General features: G+C 65.6%; 16 protein-coding genes. 10 read left to right on the top strand and 6 right to left on the bottom strand.

All coding sequences use genetic code 11. From position 1 onward, the window contains the following. Window positions 1-31: 31 nt before the first annotated feature. The 3 genes from ACFPOB_RS12185 to ACFPOB_RS12175 all read right to left on the bottom strand — a co-directional run bounded on the left by ACFPOB_RS12185 (window position 32) and on the right by ACFPOB_RS12175 (window position 3,232). Entirely contained in the window at window positions 32-868 is an 837-nt protein-coding gene (locus tag ACFPOB_RS12185) for a carbohydrate ABC transporter permease (protein WP_377798642.1), read from the bottom strand. Further along, window positions 868-1,740 carry a carbohydrate ABC transporter permease gene (locus ACFPOB_RS12180; protein ID WP_377798746.1) on the bottom strand — a complete coding sequence of 291 codons (873 nt, stop codon included), beginning with the start codon at window positions 1,738-1,740 and terminating at the stop codon, window positions 868-870. The genes ACFPOB_RS12185 and ACFPOB_RS12180 overlap by 1 nt, the downstream gene beginning before the upstream one ends. Before the next feature lie 121 nt (window positions 1,741-1,861). After that, window positions 1,862-3,232 carry an ABC transporter substrate-binding protein gene (locus ACFPOB_RS12175; RefSeq protein ID WP_377798744.1) on the bottom strand — a complete coding sequence of 457 codons (1,371 nt, stop codon included), beginning with the start codon at window positions 3,230-3,232 and terminating at the stop codon, window positions 1,862-1,864. 309 nt (window positions 3,233-3,541) lie between these two features. On the opposite strand from ACFPOB_RS12175, the gene ACFPOB_RS12170 reads away from it, so the two are divergent. The 3 genes from ACFPOB_RS12170 (at window position 3,542) to ACFPOB_RS12160 (ending at window position 7,784) form a co-directional block, all read left to right on the top strand. Continuing rightward, window positions 3,542-4,528, top strand: coding sequence for an ABC transporter substrate-binding protein (locus ACFPOB_RS12170; protein WP_377798640.1), 987 nt, complete (start codon window positions 3,542-3,544; stop codon window positions 4,526-4,528). Between the two features lie 22 nt (window positions 4,529-4,550). Then, window positions 4,551-6,296: an ABC transporter permease gene (locus tag ACFPOB_RS12165; RefSeq protein ID WP_377798639.1), complete on the top strand. Its 1,746-nt coding sequence runs from the start codon at window positions 4,551-4,553 to the stop codon at window positions 6,294-6,296. Between the two features lie 183 nt (window positions 6,297-6,479). Next, window positions 6,480-7,784 carry a diguanylate cyclase gene (locus tag ACFPOB_RS12160; protein WP_377798637.1) on the top strand — a complete coding sequence of 435 codons (1,305 nt, stop codon included), beginning with the start codon at window positions 6,480-6,482 and terminating at the stop codon, window positions 7,782-7,784. 13 nt (window positions 7,785-7,797) lie between these two features. On the opposite strand, the gene ACFPOB_RS12155 is transcribed toward ACFPOB_RS12160, so the two are convergent. After that, window positions 7,798-8,733, bottom strand: coding sequence for a LysR family transcriptional regulator (locus ACFPOB_RS12155; RefSeq protein WP_377798636.1), 936 nt, complete (start codon window positions 8,731-8,733; stop codon window positions 7,798-7,800). Between the two features lie 121 nt (window positions 8,734-8,854). On the opposite strand from ACFPOB_RS12155, the gene ACFPOB_RS12150 reads away from it, so the two are divergent. The 4 genes from ACFPOB_RS12150 to nudC all read left to right on the top strand — a co-directional run bounded on the left by ACFPOB_RS12150 (window position 8,855) and on the right by nudC (window position 13,562). After that, a complete protein-coding gene (locus tag ACFPOB_RS12150) occupies window positions 8,855-10,351 on the top strand; it encodes a CoA-acylating methylmalonate-semialdehyde dehydrogenase (RefSeq protein ID WP_377798633.1) in 1,497 nt (498 codons plus the stop codon). 20 nt (window positions 10,352-10,371) lie between these two features. After that, the gene (locus tag ACFPOB_RS12145; RefSeq protein ID WP_377798743.1) at window positions 10,372-11,523 is read left to right on the top strand and encodes an isobutyryl-CoA dehydrogenase; all 1,152 of its coding nucleotides are present in this window, start codon (window positions 10,372-10,374) and stop codon (window positions 11,521-11,523) included. Window positions 11,524-11,581: 58 nt separating this feature from the next. Beyond that, on the top strand, window positions 11,582-12,523 hold the full coding sequence (gene mmsB / locus ACFPOB_RS12140) for a 3-hydroxyisobutyrate dehydrogenase (RefSeq protein ID WP_377798631.1): 942 nt from the start codon (window positions 11,582-11,584) through the stop codon (window positions 12,521-12,523). An 82-nt stretch (window positions 12,524-12,605) separates the two neighbouring features. Further along, the gene (gene nudC / locus ACFPOB_RS12135) at window positions 12,606-13,562 is read left to right on the top strand and encodes an NAD(+) diphosphatase (protein ID WP_377798629.1); all 957 of its coding nucleotides are present in this window, start codon (window positions 12,606-12,608) and stop codon (window positions 13,560-13,562) included. A 153-nt stretch (window positions 13,563-13,715) separates the two neighbouring features. Here nudC and ACFPOB_RS12130 read toward each other — a convergent pair whose 3' ends face one another. Further along, window positions 13,716-14,570: a prephenate dehydratase gene (locus ACFPOB_RS12130; protein WP_377798626.1), complete on the bottom strand. Its 855-nt coding sequence runs from the start codon at window positions 14,568-14,570 to the stop codon at window positions 13,716-13,718. A gap of 9 nt (window positions 14,571-14,579) precedes the next feature. Beyond that, window positions 14,580-15,323 carry a 3-deoxy-manno-octulosonate cytidylyltransferase gene (locus ACFPOB_RS12125; RefSeq protein WP_377798624.1) on the bottom strand — a complete coding sequence of 248 codons (744 nt, stop codon included), beginning with the start codon at window positions 15,321-15,323 and terminating at the stop codon, window positions 14,580-14,582. A gap of 172 nt (window positions 15,324-15,495) precedes the next feature. On the opposite strand from ACFPOB_RS12125, the gene ACFPOB_RS12120 reads away from it, so the two are divergent. From ACFPOB_RS12120 to ACFPOB_RS12110, 3 genes are all read left to right on the top strand, one after another. Beyond that, window positions 15,496-16,041, top strand: coding sequence for a c-type cytochrome (locus ACFPOB_RS12120; RefSeq protein ID WP_377798622.1), 546 nt, complete (start codon window positions 15,496-15,498; stop codon window positions 16,039-16,041). 289 nt (window positions 16,042-16,330) lie between these two features. Further along, window positions 16,331-18,199, top strand: a complete 1,869-nt coding sequence (locus tag ACFPOB_RS12115; protein WP_377798620.1) for an extracellular solute-binding protein — start codon at window positions 16,331-16,333, stop codon at window positions 18,197-18,199. Window positions 18,200-18,205: 6 nt separating this feature from the next. Beyond that, window positions 18,206-19,297 carry a microcin C ABC transporter permease YejB gene (locus tag ACFPOB_RS12110; RefSeq protein ID WP_377798618.1) on the top strand — a complete coding sequence of 364 codons (1,092 nt, stop codon included), beginning with the start codon at window positions 18,206-18,208 and terminating at the stop codon, window positions 19,295-19,297. Window positions 19,298-19,348 lie beyond the last annotated feature (51 nt).

Genomic DNA, 19,348 nt, shown 5'->3' with positions numbered 1-19,348 from the left:
CCCGGCCGGGTCGCTTCGTCGATGCTTTCGCTCAGCTCTTCACCGCGCCCGAGGTCAGGCCGGTGACCATGTTCTTGCGGAAGCCGTAATAGATCACCGCCGGCGGGATGGCGTAGATCAGGCCGGCCGTCATCAGGAGGTTCCAGGGCGCGTCGTCGGCTGAGAGGAAGAGCCCGAGGCCGACGGCGAGCGGCACTGCCCTTTCGCTGGAGAGCAGCAGGAAGGCATAGAGATACTCGTTCCAGGCGAGCAGCAGCGCATAGATGCCGATCACCACCATGGAAGGCTTCATCAGCGGCAGATAGACCAGCCGGAAGAGCTGCAGCGAGTTGGCGCCGTCCATGATCGCGGCCTCGTCGAGCTCCTTGGGCAATTTGTCCGAGGCCTGCTTCAGCACCCAGATCGCATAGGGCGAGGCCAGCGCCACCATGGCCAGGATCAGCGCGATGCGGGTGTTGAGCAAGCCGAAGGTGCCCATCGCCTTGTACATGGGGATGGCGAGGAACGCGGCCGGGATCAGATAGGTCGCCAGGGCGAAATTCATGATCGAGCGGCCGCCCGGCGCCTTCAGCCGCGAGATCGCGAAGGCGGCGCAGGTCGCGATGAACAAGGTGAGCAGCCCGGTCGCGATCGCGATCAGGAAGCTGTTGAACAGCTGCAGCCAGAAATTGTTGAGATAATAATGCTGCTGGTTGAAGACGATCTGGAAGTTCTGCAGCGTCGGCTTCTCCGGCCAGAGCTTGCCGGCCAGCATCGATTCCTGCGTTGAGATCGACAGCACGAAGAGATGGTAGATCGGCAGCAGCGTCCAGATCAGGACGGGAATGGCGATCAGGATCAGCTTGCCTTCGTCGAGGACCTTTTTCATCACTCGGCTCCCTTCGAGAGGCGCTTCACCATGAACCAGACCATGGGCAGGATCAGCGGCATCGCGCAGATGATCGAAGCGATGCCGAGGTCGAGATTGTTGTTGCGCATATAGCGGATGCCGAGCGTCGCCAGGACGTGGTTGAGATCGCCCGGGCCGCCGCCGGTGAGCAGATAGACGCTGTTGAAGTCGCCGAGCGTCCAGATCATCGAAAGCAGCGTCGAGGTGACGTAGAGCGTCGCCAGCGAGGGCCAGGTGATGAAGCGGAACTGCTGCCATCTGTTGGCGCCGTCGACGCTGGCGGCCTCATAGAGATCCTGCGCAATGGCGAGCCGACCGGTGACGAGGATCAGGGTCCAGAACGGCAGCGACTTCCAGATATGGACGAGGATAGAGGACGCGAAGGCGAGCGTCGGATCGGTCAGCCAGCCCGGTCCCTCGACGATGCCGAACCACTGGAAGAGCTGCTGGTTGATCATGCCGTTCTCGGGGTTGAGCATGACCCGGAAGGACAGGATGGTCGGGATCGACGGCACCGCCCAGGGCAGGATGAACAGCACCAGCATGAAGCGCACCCAGGCGCGCTGCTGGACGAAGAAGCCCGACAGGAACAGCGCGATCAGGAATTTCAGGTTCACCGCGATGAACAGGAAGACAATGGTGTTGACCACCGTGCGGAAGAAGATCGGGTCGGCGAAAAGCGCCTTGTAGGACTGCCAGTTGAGGCCGAGCCAGAGGCCATAGGCGACGGGATAGACCACCATGACCGCGAAGACGAGAAGATAGGGCGCGAGCATGAGCACGCCCCAGAGCACGCGGTCGCGGGCCTGTCCCGAGGTTACCTGGCTTGAAACGGTTGCGGGGGGCGCCATCGCGGCCGTGGTCATCGTGTCGTTCTCCCTCAGATAGGCCCCGTCGCCGGAGACGGGCCGGCATCCCGCGGCGAGGTCGCGCCGCGGGATGCCGTATTTGTCGGCTAAGGCTGTGCCAGCGTCAGCCGGCGATCTGCTTGATGCGGGCGATCATCTCGTCGACCGCCTGCTCCGGCGAGACCTTGTCGACCAGCACGCGGTTCACCGCCTTGGCCCAGACGTTCTCGGCGTTCACCGTGGTGAACTTGTAATTGTAGACGAACTGGAACGGCACGGTGCCGTCCGTATACTGCTTGTGGACGATTTTGCGGTGCGGATCGGCGCCGGTCCAGAACTCGGCCTTTGCGGCCTCGACCGTGGTCGGGAACCAGCGGCCGACCGAGCCCTCGACGAAGGGACGCAGGTTCTCGTCCTTCATCATGAAGGCCATGAACTCCTTGCCGCGCTTCTTGTTCTTGCCGTCGGCGAAGACGACGGCGGTCTTGACCGCCGCGAGGTTGGTCATCGGCGAGCCGTCCGGCTTGTTCGGGAACTCGGCCGTACGGATGTTGTCGTAATAGTTCTTCTTGGCCTGGTCGCGCTGTTCCTGCGTCAGCGCCTGGTTGTTCATATCGTCGAGATGCTTGGCCGCGATCGAGATCGTCGCGTTGTGGGTCAGGATCGTCGTGCGGTTGTGGAAGGCGACGTTGTTGTCGGGGTCGAGCCAGTTCACCGAGGAGGGCGGCGTGCAGCCGCGCTGGGAGATATTGGCGTAGTCCTTCACCGCCTTGACCATCGCCGCCTTGTTGGCCGGCTGGTCGAGCACGATCTTGCCGTCCTCGTCGACGATCTTGGCGTTGTGGGCGTTGGCGAAGGTCAGGAAGCTGTAGAAGGTGTCGGAGGCGGCGACGCCGAGCGGATGACCGACGGCGTAGATGCGCTTGCCCTTGGCCCGCGCCGCGCCCTGGACCTTGTCGCACCAGAAGTCCCAATAGCCGTCCCAGCCCTTCGGGATGTCGCTTTCCTTGAAGCCGGCCTCTTCCAGCATGTCCTTCCAGTAGGTGATGTGCATCATCTGCTGCTGGACCGGGAAGGCGTAATAGGCCTTCTTCTTGGTCTTGTCGTTCATCAGGAAGGTCGTCGCCAGCGCCTGCGGCTGGAGCTGGGCCTTGATCGGCTCGAGCACGTCGGTGACGTCCTCGAGCTTGCCCTCGAAGGCCCACTGGCCTGTGGTGCGGAAGTCATAGGTGGTGCAGAAGCCAACATCGGGCGGCGTGCCCGCCTGGACGGCACCGACCGACTTGGTGACGCAGTCCTCGGTGGCATAGAGGGAGAGATCGACCTTGACGCCCGTCGCCTTCTGGAATTTGTCTACGACGGCGAGAAGCGCGTCGTCCTCGCCCTTGTAGAAGCCTTTGGTGAACCAGACGGTCACCGTCTCCTGGGCGAGCGCCGCTCCGGACCAGCCGGCGGCGATGGCGGCCAAGGCTGCGCCGGCAGCCAGAGAGCGCACAGATTTCATGGTAACCTCCCATTTCAAACGTTTAAATTGAGCTTTTTTGCCCGCTCCTCATAAACACTAGTCGATCAGCCATGCAACTCACAAGCGGCTGGGTTGCACGATTTTCATGCGACGCTCGGCGCCACGCTACCGCCATCCCCTTCGCCGGAACCTGCATGAATCGGCTTTGACGGCGCAGCCCGGTCGCGTCAAAGAGTACAATGTCACGGATGTGTCATCAGCGCAGCTTACGCCGCGCCGCACGATCCACATCCTGACGTTCGCGCGATCTCGCCGCGCGGCAGACCAGCGGAGTTTTCAATGCGCGCTCTCGCGACCACCGCCGTCCTTGCGCTCGGCCTGGCCCTGCCGGCTCTCAATGCCGCCGGCGCCGTCGAAGGCAAGCTGGTTCTCTACACCAGCCAGCCCAACACCGACGCCCAGCAGACGATCGACGCCTTCAAGGCGAAATACCCCAAGGTCGAGATCAGCTTCGTCCGCGACGGCACCCCGCGCGTGATGGCCAAGCTTCGGGCCGAGATCGAGGCCGGGGCGCCGCAGGCCGACGTGCTGCTGATCGCCGACGCGGTGACCATGGAAGGCCTCAAGAAGGAAGGCCGCCTGCTCGCCCATGACAAGGCCGATGTCTCGGCCTTCCCGGCCGGCGTCCACGACCCGGCGAAGATGTGGTTCGCGACCAAGCTGATCACCACCGGCATCGTCTACAACACCAAGGCCGCCCTGAAGCCGGAAAGCTGGCTCGATCTCGCCAAGCCGGAGGCGAAGGGCCAGCTCGCCATGCCGAGCCCGCTGAATTCGGGCGCGGCGATGATCCACACGATCACGCTGACCGGCAATCTGCCGGGCGGCTGGAGCTTCTATGAGGAGCTGAAGAAGAACGGCGCACTCGCCGCCGGCGCCAATGGCGACATCCTGCGCCAGGTCGCTACCGGCGAGAAGCTCTACGGCATGATCGTCGACTTCATGCCGATCCGCGAAAAGGCCAAGGGCGCCCCGGTCGAATTCGTCTTCCCGAAGGAAGGCGTCTCGGCGGTGAGCGAGCCGGTCGCGATCCTGAAGAGCAGCAAGAACCCGGAAGCCGCCAAGGCCTTCGTCGATTTCCTGATCTCGAAGGACGGCCAGGAGCTGGCGCTGAAGCAAGGCTATGTCTCGGCTCATCCGGACGTCGCCCTGCCGGCCGGCTATCCGGCGCGCGGCGCGATCAAGCTGATGCCGTTCGACGCCGCCAAGGCGCTCGCCGACGAGCCGGCCGCCCGCAAGCGCTTCAGCGCGATCTTCGAAGGCTGAGATCGGTCCAGGCGCCGACACGATGACGCTCGCAGCGCCAGCAGAACTCCGGCAGGCCGGCATTCGCCCGGCCCTGCCGGGGCTCGCCTTGCCATCCGGCCTTGGCCTGCCGGCGCTGGTACTGCTCTGCGCGACCCTGTTCGGTGCCCTGCCCTTCCTGCGCCTGCTCGCCGCCGCCTTCGCGCCGGGCTGGCAGTTCGCCCCCGGAGGCGCGCTGGCCGAGATCACCAGCCGCGCCGCGGTCAACGCAACCCTGCACACCTTCGAGACGGCGGGTCTGTCGGCGCTCGGCGCGCTACTGATCGGCGGCACGGCGGCGATCCTGCTCGCTGTCACCGACGTCCGCGGCAAGCGCCCGCTCGCCTTCGCGCTGGTCTTCTGCATGATGATCGCGCCGCAGGTGGCGGCGCTGGCCTTCCTGAGCCTCACCGCGCCGAATTCGGCCCTGCTCGGCATGATCGGGCTGGCGCCAGCGCCGGGCACGCCCAACCCGTTGCTCGGGCGCGGCGGCATCATCCTGGTGATGGCGCTGCATCATGCGCCACTGGTCGCGATCACGCTCTGGACCGGCCTGCGTAGCGTGCCGCATGCGCTGATCGAGGCGGCGCAGATGGAAGGGGCGGCTCCCGCCACCATCGTCGGGCGCATCCTGCTGCCGGTGCTGCGGCCGCAGATCATCGCCGCGGCCTTGCTCGCCTTCGTCGCCGGCATCGGCAATTTCGGCATCCCCGCCCTGCTCGGCCTTCCCGTAAACTACCTCACTTTGCCGACGCTGATCTATCGCCGGCTGTCGAGCTTCGGCCCGGCCGGTCTGCCGGACGCGGCAGCGCTCTCGCTCCTGGTCGCGCTCGTCGCCGGCCTCGGCATCGCCGCCGGGCTAATGGCGACGCGTCGCGGCGGCGGCAAGGTCGAGATCGAGCGGCCGCTGCAGCCTTTCTGGCAGCTCGGCGCCGCGCGTGCCTTCGTAGCAGCCGGTCTCTGGCTGCTGATCGCGCTCAAGCTCGGACTGCCGCTGCTGGCCCTGATCGGCGAGGCTCTGACGCCGGCGCTCGGTGTCGCGCTCACCTGGCAGAATCTGACCTTCGACAAGTTCGCCGAGGTGCTGTTGCGGCAGGACGTGACAGTGCGCGCCTTCCGCAACTCCTTCCTCTTCGCCGGCTCGGCTGCGGTGCTCCTCGCCCTGCTCTCGATCGCCTTCGCCTATGGGCTGGAGCGGCGCATGGGCAAGCTCCGGCGCGTGGTCGAGGTGGTGATCGAACTACCCTATGCGCTGCCCGGAGTGGTGCTTGCCATCGCCTGCATCCTGATGTTCCTGAAGCCGCTGCCGCTGCTCGGCGTCAGCATCTACGCCACGCCCTTCATCATCCTCTTCGCCTATATGGCGCGCTTCCTGCCGCTGGCGCTGAAGGCGCCGGTCGCGGCGATGGCGCAGATCGAGGCGCATCACGAGGAAGCAGCCAAGCTCGACGGCGTCACGCTCTGGCAGATGCTGCGCTTCATCGTCGCGCCGATCCTGGCGCCGGCCGCGGCCGTCAGCGGGCTGATGGTCTTCCTGGTCGCCTTCAACGAGCTCACCGTCTCGGCCCTGCTCTGGTCCTCCGGCACCGAGACGCTCGGCGTCGTGCTGTTCAGCCTGAAGGAGGCCGGGCTTGCCGGCGAAGCCGCGGCGGTGGCGATCAGCGCCTGCGCGGTGATCCTTGCGGTGATGCTCGGGCTCGATGCGCTCGGCCGCAAGCTGCCGGCCAATATTCTGCCCTGGCGGATCTGAGCGGCGACAGCGCTCGAACGCCGATAGGACCGCCTTATCGCGGCGACCCAGACCGACATAGTTAAGCCCAATTTAACGTTACGGCAGGATGGTCTGCCGCATGGAGTTCGCCCTTCCATCGCGAAGCAGAGCTTGCAACCCGCCGCATTCCTCGCCGGCGCCGATCAGGGACTTGTGAGTTCAATGGCCTATCGCGCAACCGGACGCCGCCAGAGCGAACCGATCGCCAAAGAGCTCAAGGTCCTCCTCGTCGAGGATTCGCGCACCTACGCGTTGGCATTGTCGCGCCGCCTCGAAGCCGAGCTGCGCCTGCCTATCGTCGTCTGCCAGTCGCTCAACGAACTGCATGAGGTGGTCACTGAGAACCGCGCCGCCTACACCATGGCGGTGGTCGACCTGAACCTGCCCGACGCCCCGCGGGGAGAAGCGATCGACTTCACCGTCCAGCGCGGCATCCCGACCATCGTCCATACTGCGAGCTACGATCTCGAGACGCGCAACCGGATCATGGAGCGCGACGTCATCGACTATGTCCCCAAGGACAGCGCCTTCACGCTCGAGACGGTGGTCGCCACCGCCAAGCGCGCGCTGGCCAACCGGCAGACCCGTATCCTGATCGTCGACGATACCGCAGCGACCCGCAAGCTGCTCGCCCATATGCTGAAGGTCCAGCAATACCAGGTGATCGAAGTCGGCTCGGGAGACGAAGCGCTGTCGGTGCTCGAAGACAATCCCGATATCCGGCTGGTCGTGAGCGACTATTACATGCCGGCGATGGACGGCTACGAGCTGACGCGGCGCCTGCGCCGGCAATTTGCCTCGAACCGTCTGCGGGTCATCGGCGTCTCCTCCTCCAACGACCGCATGGTCTCGGTCGGGTTCCTCAAGGCGGGCGCGAACGACTTCATCTCAATGCCCTTCATCCCGGAGGAGCTGCAATGCCGAATCGCCAGCAATGTCGAGACGCTGGAGCAGATCGAACTGCTGCATAACCTTGCTTCGCGCGATGCTTTGACCGGTCTGTTCAATCGCCGCCATTTCTTCGAGAGCGCCGGCAGGCTGATCGAGGAAGCCCAGGCGAAGAACCTGACGAGCGCCGTCGCCATCCTCGACATTGACGACTTCAAGCAGCTGAACGACAGCCATGGCCATGATTTCGGCGATCAGGCGTTGGCGAAGGTGGCGCGTTACCTCGCTCAGTCGGTCGAGGGCAGCGGCCATCTGCTGGCGCGGATCGGCGGCGAGGAATTCGCCATTCTTTTCCCGGGCCTGAGCGCCAAGGAGGCGATGCGCTTGAGCGACCACATCCGCCTCGACATCTCACATGAGATATTGCTGGTCGACGACCGGCAGATCACGCTGACGGTTTCGATCGGGGTCGCGGAGATTGGCGGACAGGGCAGCCTGGACCAATACCTCGTCGCGGCCGATCGCGCGCTCTATACAGCCAAGCACGAAGGCCGCAACTGCGTGCGCGTCGCGCCATAAGCACGAGCCCGTCTCAACCTGCCGCGGCGAGGCGCTGGCCGCCCACTGCCTGCTCGCCCATCAGCAAGGCGCGGTTGGCCTTCGACTCGCGAACGATGAAGTCGACAACCGCCCGCACACGGGCGACGTCCTTCAGATCGGCATGGACGAGCAGCCAGAACGAGCGGGTGATCGAGACGCTCTCGGGCAGCACGGGCACGAGACGCGGTTCGTCAACCGCCATGAAATGGTGGATCACACCTATGCCGGCACCGGCCGCGACCGCATTCATCTGCGCCAGCACGCTCGAGCTCTGGATCTGGGCGCGCAGGCCCTTGGCGACCTCGTCGAGATAATCGAGCTCGGGCGTGAAGATCAGGTCGTCGATATAGCCGACGACGCGATGGGCGAAGAGATCCTCGGCCGCAGTGATCTTCGGCATGGCGTCGAGATAGTCCTGCGAGGCGTAGAGGCCGAGCCGATAGTCGCAGAGCTTGCGGGCGACGACCTTGCCTTCCTTGGGCGGGGCGAGCGTGATCGCGACATCGGCCTCGCGCTTCGACAGCGAGAGCAAGCGCGGCATGGCGATGAGCTGGAGTTCCAGCCCGGGATAGGCTTTGGCAAAGCCGGCTAAGCGCGGCGCAATGAAACTCGCGCCAAAGCCGTCGGGCGCACCGATCCTCACAGTACCGGAGAGCGCCATGTCGGCGCCGCCGATCTCGCTCTGGATCGCCAGCGCTTCGGTCTCCATGCTCTCGGCCTTGGCCAACAGCTGCTCGCCATGGCCGGTCAGCGCATAGCCCTGCGGCCGGCGCTCGAACAGCTTGGCCTTGAGCGATTCCTCCAGCGAGGTGATGCGGCGCGAGACGGTGGCATGATCCGCCCCCAGCCTCCGCGCCGCGGCGGTGAGCCGCCCCGAACGGGCGACGGCAAGGAAGAATCGCAGGTCGTCCCAGTCGAACCGTTCCATGCCGCTCCTCCCATATCTGTGTTTTCGCACGGCGTTAGCCGATATCCGCCTATAGCCGTGCGCAAACGATAATGATAGGGGTAGCCTCAATCAGCGTCACACGACTTTAGGGGAGGATGCCATGCGTCAGATCGGTCACTTCATCGGCGGCAAGCACGTCGCCGGCACCTCGGGCCGCACTGCAGTTGTCTACCAGCCGATGGACGGCTCGGTGATCGGCCAGGTGGCGCTGGCCTCGCAGCAGGAGATGCGTGCCGCGGTCGAGAACGCGCTCGAAGCCCAGCCGAAATGGGCGGCGGTCAACCCGCAGCGCCGCGCCCGCGTCCTGATGAAGTTCCTCGACCTGATCGCGCAGAACAATGACGAGCTCGCAGAATTGCTCGCCCGCGAGCACGGCAAGACCATTCCCGACGCCAAGGGCGACATCCAGCGCGGCGTCGAGGTGATCGAGTTCTCGCTCGGCGTGCCCAACCTGATGAAGGGCGAGTTCACCGACGGCGCCGGCCCCGGCATCGATATCTATTCGCTACGCCAGCCGCTCGGCGTCGTCGCCGGCATCACCCCGTTCAACTTCCCGGCGATGATCCCGCTCTGGAAGCTCGGCCCCGCCATCGCCTGCGGCAACGCCTTCATCCTGAAGCCGTCCGAGCGCGATCCCGGCGTGCCGATGCGCCTGGCCGAGTTGTTCGTCGAAGCCGGCGGCCCTCCCGGCATTCTCAACGTCGTCAACGGCGACAAGGAGGCGGTCGACGCCATCCTCGACGACCATGACATCAAGGCCGTCGGCTTCGTCGGCTCGACCCCGATCGCCGAGTACATCTACGCTCGCGGCTGCGCCAATGGTAAGCGCGTGCAGTGCTTCGGCGGCGCCAAGAACCACATGATCATCATGCCCGACGCCGACATGGACCAGGCCGTCGACGCGCTGATCGGCGCCGGCTACGGCTCGGCCGGAGAGCGCTGCATGGCGATCTCGGTCGCCGTCCCGGTCGGCAAGGCCACCGCCGACGAGCTGGTGAAGCGGCTCATTCCCCGCGTCGAGAGCCTGAAGATCGGCCCCTCGACCGACACCTCGGCCGATTACGGCCCGGTCGTCACCAAGGCGGCGATGGAGAAGATCAAGTCCTATGTCGACATCGGCATCGAGGAAGGCGCCAAGCTCGTCGTCGACGGACGCGACTTCAAGATGCAGGGCTACGAGAACGGCTTCTATGTCGGCGGCTGTCTGTTCGACAACGTCACCAAGGACATGCGCATCTACAAGGAGGAGATCTTCGGACCCGTCCTCTCCGTGCTGCGCACCGAGAGCTATGACGAGGCGCTGAAGCTGACCAACGACCACGAATACGGCAACGGCACCGCGATCTATACCCGCGACGGCGACGCCGCCCGCGACTTCGCCTCGAAGGTCCAGGTCGGCATGGTCGGCATCAACGTGCCGATCCCGGTGCCGCTGGCCTACTACACCTTCGGCGGCTGGAAGCGCTCGTCCTTCGGCGATCTCAACCAGCATGGCCCGGATTCGATCCGCTTCTACACCAAGACCAAGACGGTGACGGCGCGCTGGCCGTCCGGCATCAAGGACGGCGCCAGCTTCGTCATCCCGACGATGAACTGAGCCGACGGCGAGGAGATCGGATCGTGTTCTCCCTCACCGAAGACCAGATCGCGATCCGCGACATGGCCCAGGGTTTCGCAGCCGAGACCCTGGCGCCGCACGCCGTTCGCTGGGACGAGGAGAAGCATTTCCCGATCGAGGAGATGCGCCAGGCGGCCGCGCTCGGCATGGGCGGGGTCTATATCCGCGACGATGTCGGCGGTTCCGGCCTGTCGCGCCTCGACGCGGCGGTGATCTTCGAGGCACTGTCGACCGGCTGCCCGACAGTCGCCGCCTATATCTCGATCCATAACATGTGCGCCTGGATGATCGACCGCTACGGGGCGGACGAGCAGCGGCAAAAGTACCTGCCGAAGCTCTGCAGCATGGAGCATCTGGCAAGCTACTGCCTGACCGAGCCGGGCGCCGGCTCGGACGCTGCGGCGCTGAAGACCAAGGCCGTGCTCGACGGCGACTACTATGTGCTCGACGGCCAGAAGCAGTTCATCTCCGGCGCCGGCGTCTCCGACGTCTATGTCGTGATGGTCCGCACCGGCGAGGCCGGCCCGTCCGGCATCTCGACCATCGTCGTCGAAAAAGGCACACCCGGCCTCTCCTTCGGCGCCAATGAGAAGAAGATGGGCTGGAACGCCCAGCCGACACGGGCGGTGATCTTCGAGAACTGCCGTGTGCCCGTCGCCAACCGGATCGGCCCGGAAGGCATCGGCTTCAAGATCGCCATGGCCGGGCTCGACGGCGGGCGGCTCAATATCGGCGCCTGTTCGATCGGCGGGGCGCAAGGCGCGCTCGACAAGGCGCTGGCCTATGCCCAGGAGCGCAAGGCTTTCGGCAGCCGCATCGCCGATTTCCAGGCGCTGCAGTTCAAGCTCGCCGACATGGCGACCGAGCTGGAGGCGGCCCGCACCTTCCTGTGGCGTGCTGCGGCGGCACTCGACGAGAAGACGCCGGATGCCAGCAAGCTCTGCGCCATGGCCAAGCGGGTCGCCACCGACACCGGCTTCGAGGTCGCCAACCAGGCGCTGCAGATCCATGGCGGCTACGGCTATCTCGCCGATTACGGCATCGAGAAGATCGTCCGCGACCTTAGGGTCCACCAGATCCTGGAGGGCACCAACGAGGTGATGCGGATGATCGTGGCGCGCTCGCTGGTTGGGCGCGCCAAGGGGAATTGAGACTCAGACGTCATTCTCGGGCGAAGCGAAGCGCAGACCCGAGAATCTCCTGAAAGAGATGCTCGGGTCTGCGCCCGAGCATGACGCGAAAGACAGCGGGAAGGATACGACCATGAGCACCATCGCTTTCATCGGGCTCGGCAATATGGGCGGGCCGATGGCCGGTAACCTGGTCAAGGCCGGGCACAAGGTCTCCGCTTTCGACCTGTCGCAGCCTTCGAAGGACGCAGCCGCCGCGCTCGGCGTCGGCATCGCCGCCTCGGCCAAGGACGCCGTCGCCGAGGCCGAGATCGTCGTCACCATGCTGCCCGCCGGCAAGCATGTCCTCGGCGTCTGGGCCGACATCCTCCCCGCGGTGAAGCCGGGCACCCTGCTGATCGATTCCTCGACCATCGACGTCGAGAGCGCCCGCAAGGCGCATGCGCTCGCCGCCGAGCGCGGCTGCCTTTCGCTCGACGCGCCGGTCTCGGGCGGCGTCGGCGGCGCCCAGGGCGCGACGCTGACCTTCATGGTCGGCGGCAGCACTGAGGCCTTCAAGCGCGGCGAGCCGGTCCTGTCCGCGATGGGCAAGAAGGTCGTGCATTGCGGCGACGCCGGCAACGGCCAGGCGGCGAAGATCTGCAACAACATGATCCTCGGCATCTCGATGATCGGCGTCTCCGAGGCCTTCGTGCTGGCCGAGAAGCTCGGCCTGTCGCATCAGGCGCTGTTCGACGTCGCCTCGACCTCGTCGGGCCAGTGCTGGTCGCTGACGACCTATTGCCCGGTGCCCGGCCCGGTGCCGACGTCCCCGGCCAACAACGACTACAAGCCCGGCTTCGCCTCGGCGCTGATGCTGAAGGATCTGAAGCTCGCCCAGGAGGCGGCGCAGGCCGCAGGCGCCTCGACGCCGCTCGGCGCGGCGGCCGCGCAGGTTTACGGGCTGCACAATGCCTGGGGCGAAGGCGGCACCGACTTCTCCGGCATCATCCATCTGCTGCGTGGGCGCGGGAACGGCTGAGCGGCCGGCGAACGTTCGCATACGTATAATTCTGCTTTCGACCCCGTTCCGGTCGGACCGAAAGCGGAGTAGGACGGGAGGCATGAACGACGCCTCCCGCCGCAAAGAACGCTCAGCCCAGACCGGCTTCGCCACCAGCCCGCTCGACCGCCGCGCCGATCTGCGCGACCGGCCGGACGAGGTCGCCGCCTTGCGAGAACGCAGCAACACGCGTTTCGCCGTCGTTGCCGGCGAGACGCCGATCCTGTTGCGAACCGGCGCCGAGACGCAGACCGTCTGGTTCGACGAGAGCGGCGCCGATGGCTTGGGCCCGGCGCAGGAAGAGGTCTTCCTCGGGCTCGACCCGGATGGCGCACCGCGCTTCGGCCGCCTGATCGACCGCGACCTGCTGGACGGCCTGCGCGAGCAGGCCGTACTCGTCGTCACGGACTTGCGCAGCGTCGCGCTGAAGCGGCTGGTGCCGAAGGATGAGCTTGGCCCACTCGGCGAGGCCAAGGCCCTGCTCGACTGGCATGCCCGCCATCGCTGCTGCGCCCAGTGCGGCGCGCCGACCAAGCTCGGCTCGGCCGGCTGGAAACGGCAATGCGAGGCTTGCGGCGCCCAGCATTTCCCGCGCACCGACCCAGTGGTGATCATGCTGGCGGTGCGCGGCGACAACTGCCTGCTGGCGCGCCAGGCGCGCTTCGCACCCGGCATGTATTCGTGCATCGCGGGCTTCGTCGAGCCGGGCGAGACCTCCGAGGACGCGGTCCGCCGCGAGACCTGGGAGGAAGCGGGGCTGCGCACCGGGACGGTGCGCTACATCGCCTCGCAGCCCTGGCCTTTTCCGGGGTCGCTGATGATCGGCTGCATCGCCGAGGCGCTGAACGACGACATCGTGCTGGATGGAGCCGAGCTGGAAGCCGGCCGCTGGTTCAGCCGCGCCGAGGCGCTGCAGATGCTGGAGGGCAAGCACCCCGACAATCTGTTCTGCCCGCCGCACATGGCGATCGCCAACACCATCCTGAAGGCGTGGGCGGTGGACGGCGAGGAGCCGTAGCGCTCGGAATCCTTCTCCCCTCGGGGGAGAAGGTGGCTCGGCGAAGCCGAGACGGATGAGGGAAGAATAGGCTCAACCTGCCTTCGTCTCACCCGGTCGTACCGCCCTCATCCGCCTGCCGGCACCTTCTCCCCCGAGGGGAGAAGGAGCGCCTTACTCCCCCGGCTCGGGGAAGCTGTCGCGGAATTCGTGCGCGGGATAGACGCCCAAAATCTTCAGCTCCTTGGAGAAGAAGGCGAGCTCGTCGAGCGCGCGACGCAGCGCCGGGTCATCGGGATGGCCCTCGACGTCGCTGTAGAACATCGTCGCCGAAAAATGGCCATCGACCATGTAGCTCTCGAGCTTGGTCATGTTGACGCCGTTGGTGGCGAAGCCGCCGAGCGCCTTGTAGAGCGCCGCCGGCAGGTTGCGGACCTGGAAGATCAGCGTGGTCACCGTCTTGCCCGAGCCCTGGCGGGCGAACTCCGGATATTTCGAGAGCACGACGAAGCGCGTGGTGTTGTGCTTCTCGTCCTCGATGTCCTCCATCAGGATCTTGAGGCCGTAGACCTCTGCGGCGATGTGCGGTGCGATCGCGGCCCGCGTCGGATCGCCAGCCTCGGCCACCTGCCGGGCGGAGCCGGCGGTGTCGGCCGCGACCTCGGCCTTGAGGCCGAGCTTGCGGATGATCTTGCGGCACTGGCCGAGCGCGTGGATGTGGCTCTGCACCGTCTGCAGCGTCGCCAGCGTCGCCCCCTCGACGGCCATCAGATGGAAGCGGATCGGCAGGAAATGCTCGCCGATGATGTGCAGGCCGGAGCGCGGCAGCAAATGATGGATGTCGGCAACGCGACCCGCGATCGAGTTGTCGATCGGGATCATGCCATAGCGGGCGGCACCGTCCGAGACCGCGGCGAGCGCGTCCTCAAAGGTCCGGCAGGGCAAAAGCTCGCAATCCGGGAAGACCTGGAGGGCGGCCTGCGAGGAAAAGGCTCCGGGCTCACCCTGATAGGAAACGACGACTGACATTTTGGATCTTCAGGCTCCGGCACTGGAAGTCAGGAACGCGCGGGCGCGGTCCAGATCGGGCGGCGTGTCGACACCGCGCGGGACGTGATCGATGATCATCGCGTCGATGCGCATGCCATCCTCCAGCGCCCGCAACTGCTCGAGCTTCTCGCGCAGTTCGAGCGGCGACTGCGGCAGCGAGACGAAACGGTCGAGCGCCCGGCGGCGATAGGCATAGAGGCCGACATGGTGATAGAGCGGGCCGTCGCCATAAGGCGCGGTCGCGCGGGTAAAATAGAGCGCCCGCATCCGGCGCGGGGAAATCTCGCTGCCGATCAGCTTGACCACGCTCGGCGCGGTCTTCTCTTCCTCGTCGGTGATCTCGCCGGCCAACGTCGCGATGTCGACAGCCGGATCGGTGAGCGGCTCGACCGCAGCCGCGATCGCGGTCGGCGCCAGAGTGGGGAAATCGCCCTGGACGTTGACGATGATGTCGTGCTCGCCCTTGGGATCGACGATGTCGGCGGCTTCCTTGATCCGGTCGGAACCCGTCTGGTGCGCCGGGCTGGTCATGACCGCCCGCCCGCCGGCTTGCTCGATCGCCGCGAGGATGCGCTCGTCATCGGTCGCGACCACGACATCGCCGACACGCGCCTCGATGGCGCGGCGCCAGACGCGGACAATCATCGGCTCGCCCAGGATGTCGGCCATCGGCTTGCCCGGCAGGCGGGTCGCCTGCATGCGGGCCGGGATCAGGATCAGCGGGTTGGGCATTGGCTCAAGGAAAGTCGCAGGGCGGCAAAAGGTCTCAAAGCGGTGCGTGCTTATACGAGTTGCAATGCAGCGCGCAAAGCGGTTAAGCAGCGCTGACGTGCCGTGTCCCGTAAGGGTCGGCCGCAGCGCTGTCTTGCTTCGCCGACGGGCGGGCCGGGGGTTGTGAGAGACGATGAATATCGAACTGAACAAGATCGCTGGCGCGGGTCTGTCGACCCTGCTCGTCGTGATGGCCCTGAACATGACCGCCGGCATCGTCTTCGCCCCGAAGAAGCCGACCGTGCCGGGCTACGACCTGCCGAGCCTCGAGCCGGCGGCAGCCGGTGGTGCCGGCGCTCCCGCAGCAGCGGCCGACGAGCCGATCGCGGTCCGCCTCGCCAAGGCCGATCCGGCCAAGGGCGAGAAGGCCGTCGGCGCCTGCAAGGCCTGCCACACCTTCGAGAAGGGCGGCGCCAACAAGGTCGGCCCGCATCTCTATGACGTCTACGACCGCAACAAGGGCTCGGTCGCCGGCTTCGGCTATTCCGCCGCGATGAAGGGCAAGGCCAGCGAAGCCTGGACCGCCGAGAACCTCGACGGCTTCCTGAAGAACCCGAAGGCCTATCTGCCCGGCACGACCATGGCCTTCGCCGGCCTGGGAAAAGCCGATCAGCGCGCCGACGTCGTCGCCTATCTGAACACGCTGGCCGACGCGCCCAAGCCCCTGCCGAAGCCCTGAGCCTGCGGCGGCTTTCGCAATAACGTGAGTGCACGAGCCGGGCCAAAAGCCCGGCTTTTGCTTGTTTGCGCCATGCAATTGCCGTCACGATGACAGGGAATGTGCGCGGCACTGGCTTTGGCGAGAGCCGGATGCTTCCATACGCAATCGCTTGGCGATTCCGTATGGAAGCTGAATCCGTCTCTCATCAAAGAGTTAGAGCAGGATCAATGCAAAAAACCGGCCTCCACTTTTTTGCATCCTGCTCTGGCGTAGCGACATAATCGGACGACGAATCAAGGGGTTTCGCATGGCGATCCGGATCACCCGCCGCAGGCTGCTCGAAGCTGGTGGCGCGCTCGCAGGCGCCGCCGCACTGCCGGGCTCGCTCACGACGGCGCTGGCGCAGGAGAATGAGGTCCATGGCCTCTCGACCTTCGGCGAGCTGGCGCTGCCGCCGGACTTCCCGCATTTCGCCTATGTGAATCCTAAGGCGCCGAAAGGCGGCTCGATCACCATCCAGATCAAGCGCGCCGGCGGCAATCAGAGCTTCGACACCTTCAATACGCTCAACACCTATGTGCTGCAGGGCGATGGCGCCGCCGGCATGGACGCCTGCTTCGACAGCCTGATGGCCGGCTCCGGCGACGAGCCGGGCTCGCTCTACGGCCTGCTCGCGAAGAGCGTCGCAGTTTCCCCGGACAAGCTGACCTATCGCTTCCGCCTGCGGCCGGAGGCGAAGTTCCATGACGGCTCGCGCGTCACCGCCGGCGATGCCGCCTTCTCGTTCAACCTGCTCAAGAGCAAGGGACACCCGACCTATCGGCTGATCCTCGGCGAGATGGAGTCGGCCGTCGCCGAGAGTGACGACATCCTCGTCGTGAAGCTCACGCCAAAGCGCAGCCGCGACCTGCATCTCGTCGTCGCCGGACTGCCGGTGTTCTCCGAGAAGTTCTGGTCGACCCGCAATTTCGAGGCTTCGACATTGGAGCCGCCGCTCGGTTCGGGCGCCTACAAGGTCGGCCGTTTCGAGCAGGGCCGCTTCATCGAGTTCGACCGGGTGCCGGATTACTGGGCCAAGGATTTGCCGGTGAATATCGGCCAGAACAATTTCGACCGCGTCCGCTGGGAGTATTTCCGCGACCGGCAGGTGGCGTTCGAGGCCTTCAAAAGCGGCGTGATCACCTTCCAGGAGGAGTTCACTTCGCGGATCTGGGCCACCGGCTACGACTTCCCCGCCATCCATGAAGGCAAGGTCAAGAAGGAAGCCCTGCCGAAAACCGAGCCGATCGGCTCACAGGGCTGGATCTACAATCTGCGCCGCGAGAAATTCGCCGATCCGCGCATTCGCGAGGCGCTCGGCCTCGCCTTCGACTTCGAATGGACGAACAAGAACATCATGTTCTCGTCCTTCTCGCGGGCGACCTCCTATTTCGAGAATTCGGATTCGAAGGCCGTGGGCAAGCCCTCGCCGGAAGAGCTCGCGCTGCTCGAGCCGTTCCGCGGCAAGGTGCCGGACGAGGTTTTCGGCGAGCCCTTCCTGCCGCCGGTCTCGGACGGCTCCGGCAGCGACCGCGCTCTGCTGCGCCGGGCCGACGAGATGCTGCGGGCCGCCGGCTGCAAGCGCGACGGCAATGTGCTGAAGCTGCCGAACGGGCAGCCCTTCGAGATCGAATTCCTCGATTCGACACCGTCGCTGCAGCCGCACACCCAGCCCTTCCAGGCCAATCTGAAGCGGCTCGGGATCAACGCGACCTCCCGCATTGTCGACGGCGCGCAGTATCAGCGCCGGCTCGACGAGTTCGATTTCGACATGATCAGCCGGGCGATGAGCGGCAGCGCCATCCCGAGCGACACGATGCGCGTGATCTACGGCTCGGAAGCGGCCAAGACGCGTGGTTCGCGCAATGTCGGGGGGATCGCCGACCCGGCGATCGACGCGATGATCGACAAGATCGGCCAGGCCAAGAGCTATGCCGAGGTGGTGGTGGCGGCAAAATGCCTCGACCGGCTGCTGCGGGCTGGGCGCTACTGGATCCCGATGTGGTGGAACGCCAGCGAATGGCTGGCCTATTGGGACATGTATGAGCGCCCGCAGACCAAGCCGAAATTCAGCTCCGGCGCGCCGGGTACATGGTGGTACGATCCGGAAAAGGCCAAGCGGATCGGGAAGGCATAAGCGGGAATGCTGAATTACATCGCCCGGCGTCTGGCGCTGATGGTGCCGACCCTGTTCGGCATCCTGCTGATCTCCTTCGTCATCGTGCAGTTCGCTCCGGGCGGGCCTGTCGAGCGGATCATCTCGCAGCTCAACAATCCCAATAGCGGCGCGGCCGAGCGGGTCGGCGGTGGCTCCGGTGGCGACGCCGGGGCGCAGGCGGTCGATTCAGGCTCGGCCTATCGCGGGGCGCAGGGGCTCGACCCCGCCTTCATCAAGGAGCTGGAGAAGCAGTTCGGCTTCGACAAGCCGGCGCATGAGCGCTTCCTCAAGATGCTGAAGGACTACGCCACCTTCGATTTCGGCCGAAGCTATTTCCGCGACGCGCCGGTGCTGCAGCTGATCAAGGAGAAGCTGCCGGTCTCGATCACGCTCGGCCTGTGGATGACCCTGCTCTCCTATGCGATCTCGATCCCGCTCGGCATCCGCAAGGCGGTCAAGGACGGCTCGCGCTTCGACACCTGGACCAGCGCCGTCGTCATCGTCGGCTACGCCATTCCAAGCTTCCTGTTCGCGATCCTGCTGATCGTGCTCTTCGCCGGCGGCTCGTTCTGGCAGATTTTCCCCTTGCGCGGCCTGACCTCGGAGAACTGGGCGCAGCTCAGCCTGCTCGGCAAGATCGGTGACTATCTCTGGCACATCGCCCTGCCGGTCCTGGCGATGGCGCTGGGGGCGTTCGCGACCTCGACGCTTTTGACCAAGAACTCCTTCCTCGACGAGATCAGGAAGCAATACGTCCTGACGGCGCGGATGAAGGGGCTGTCGGAGCGCGGCGTGCTCTATGGCCATGTCTTCCGGAACGCCATGCTGATCGTCATCGCCGGCTTCCCCGGCGCCTTCGTGCATGCGCTCTTCGCGGGATCGCTGCTGATCGAGACGATCTTCTCGCTCGACGGGCTCGGGCTCCTCTCCTTCGAGGCGATCGTCAACCGCGACTATCCCGTCGTCTTCGCCAATCTCTACATCTTTTCGCTGATCGGCCTCATCGTGCACCTGATCACCGATTTGACCTATGCCTGGGTCGACCCGCGCATCGACTTCGAATCGCGGGAGGCCTGAGGTGAGCGACACCCTACTCGACGCCCCGCCGCCAGTCCTGCGTACGACTGC

It is taken from the genome of Allobosea eneae (assembly GCF_042657265.1).
In the GTDB taxonomy this organism is placed as follows: domain Bacteria; phylum Pseudomonadota; class Alphaproteobacteria; order Rhizobiales; family Beijerinckiaceae; genus Allobosea; species Allobosea eneae.
This window is presented reverse-complemented; position numbering and strand designations above follow the sequence as displayed.